The organism is Mycobacterium sp. (genome assembly GCF_049280035.1).
In the GTDB taxonomy this organism is placed as follows: domain Bacteria; phylum Actinomycetota; class Actinomycetes; order Mycobacteriales; family Mycobacteriaceae; genus Mycobacterium.
In genome coordinates, this window is the sequence record NZ_JBAPPI010000139.1 from 1 (window position 1) to 2,341 (window position 2,341).

The 2,341-nt window shown below is 69.5% G+C and carries 2 protein-coding genes; both read right to left on the minus strand.

All coding sequences use genetic code 11. From position 1 onward, the window contains the following. Positions 1-453: ComF family protein (locus tag WAN71_RS04555; protein ID WP_422224191.1), on the minus strand; the 453-nt coding region annotated here is incomplete at its 3' end. Positions 454-492: 39 nt separating this feature from the next. Then, positions 493-2,250: an MtrAB system accessory lipoprotein LpqB gene (gene lpqB / locus WAN71_RS04560; RefSeq protein WP_422224192.1), complete on the minus strand. Its 1,758-nt coding sequence runs from the start codon at positions 2,248-2,250 to the stop codon at positions 493-495. Positions 2,251-2,341 lie beyond the last annotated feature (91 nt).

Below are 2,341 nucleotides of genomic sequence, written 5' to 3' on the forward strand. Positions count from 1 at the left end.
GCCCAGACCAGCGGAGTCGCGGGCCAGCGCCTTCATCCGCAGTGCCCGGACCACGGTGATGTGCGGGTGGCCCGCTGTTGCCAGCGTCGCGATCCGGGTGACCGGATCGCCGCCGCGGCGGCGAGCCGCCCAGCTGCGGGTCGGCGCCGGCACGATCGTCAGCGGGACATCCCGCAGACCCCAGCCGAGTAATCGGTGCACACCGAGCGCCAACGCCTGGGCCAACGGCGCGATCAGGTCGGTCCGGCCGCGGTCTTTCATCGCGACGATCGCTTGCCGCCGCGCACCCGCGTAACGGCCGAGTGCCAACACCGGAACGCCGGGGTCGGTTCGCGGGCTCACCACCCGCGGCGCCTCGAGACCCACCGCCAGCTCCCGAGCGCAGGCCTCGCACCAGCGGGTCGACGGCGCCCCGCAGCCCCCGCATTCCAGCGGAAGGACGAGATCGAGCACAGCGCAATTGTGGCGGCGGGGGGTGACAGCGGCTCCGCCTCAGCCGGGCAGCACCGGCACCGCCCCGGCCACCATGAACGGCGGTACGTCCAACCAGCCCTGCGGCCCTTCGGCGCCCGAGATCGACAGCTGCATCACCCCGCGCGGATCGGCCACGTAGACCATCGAGGGATCAGCCGCGATCGTGGAAACCGGCTGCTGCAGATTCACGTTCGGCGCATCGGAGTTCACCCCGTCGATGTTGACGTAGCACACCGGGTGCTCGGCGTCGTTGCGACTCACCGCGATGTCGTCATCGGTGCGCCACGACAACGACACCACCGAGGAGCCCAGCCCGAACCCGAGCCGCCGCGGGTAGGTCAACGCGAACTGGCCGGCCTGCGTCTGCTCGACGTTGGCCAGGATCACCTGGCCCTCGATGGCCATCGCTGCTCGCGTCCCGTCCCGGGACAGCTGCAGCTCGGCGATCACACCCGGGAAGCGAGTGGACACCGCGGCCGAATCCACCGGGAGACGGGCAGGCTGACCCGAGGCCGTCCCCGCGATGGCACGCAGCACGGTGTTGCCGTCGGCGACCACCCACACCGCGTCGTCCAGCGACCAGCTGGGCCGCGACAAGGTATGTCCGTCAGCGGCTTCCACCGCCTCGCCGCCGAGATCGCCGATCCACAGCGATGCCGCCATATCCGGAGCGCCGGGCCGCAGCGTCACCACCGACGCCACCTGGTGCCCACTGCGCGACAGCGCAGCTCCGGTCTGATCCGTCGTCCGCCCGAATGCACCCGGCACCGGGTCGGAGGCCTGCCCGTTCAGCGACACCAGCCGCCCGCCCACTAGCGCGTGCACGCCGGCCGCGGCTCCCTCGGCGACACCGGGATCGGTAGCGGCGACATCGGAGGGATTCCATCCGGCGGCGAACCTCTCGTCCAGCGCGGCGCCGTCGGCGTTGATCACATAGGGCCCTTTGATGTCGGCGCGCGCCAGGGTCCAGATGATCTGCGCGGCAAGCAGTTGCTTGCTGTGCGGGTCGGCGACGGTCAGCAGTTCCAGATCGATACGGGCACCGGCATAACCGCGTCCGATGCCGCTCTTTCCGCCGTCGGCCCGAGTAACCGGCCCGCGCAGCCGCAGCGGCGGTCCGAGCATGTTGCGCACGCTTTTGGCCATCTCCGGACGCGGACCCGCGATCAGCTTGGAAACCAGTTCGGTGGCCAACTGATCACGGTCGGCCACCGCGACGTAGCGCGGATCCGGAACGACCGTCTTGCCGGTCGGGTCCGCGAAGTACAACGTGTTGCGCTTGTAGGTGGCCTGAAATTGCTGCCAGTCCAAGAACACTCCGTTGGGCAGGTGGCCGATGCGCCAGCCGCCCGGTGTCTTGATCAGCTCAATCGGAGCGGGATCGGGCAGCACACCGTCGGCGGTCTCGAACACACCCATATCCGAGAGCGAACCAAGTTTGTCTGCCCGCATAGTCACCGAAACCCGGTCACTGCTATGGGTTTCGGTGAAGACGACGTGGTCGATCAGCAGCGCGCTGCCGGCATCATCCCAGGCGTTTGATGCCGACTGGGTGAGGAACTGGCGCGCGGCAAGGTGCCGGTTGGCCGGATCCGCGGTGGCCTTGAGGAATTCGCGCAGCAGCATGTCGGGGTCCATGCCCGGCGTCGGTTTGGGCAGGTTCGACGGTGCCGGCCGCTCGACGGTGCCGATGGCTTGCGGCGCCGACGCACTCGGCACACCGGCACAGCCGGCGAGCACCACCGCCACGGCGAGCAGCAGCCCGGTGAGCTTCAGCATCACACACCCCTCTCGGCGTGCTCCCGCGGTCGAAGCTGACGCTCCTTGCGTTCTGGGGCAATCGGTTTCATCGGCAGCGGGCTGGTGG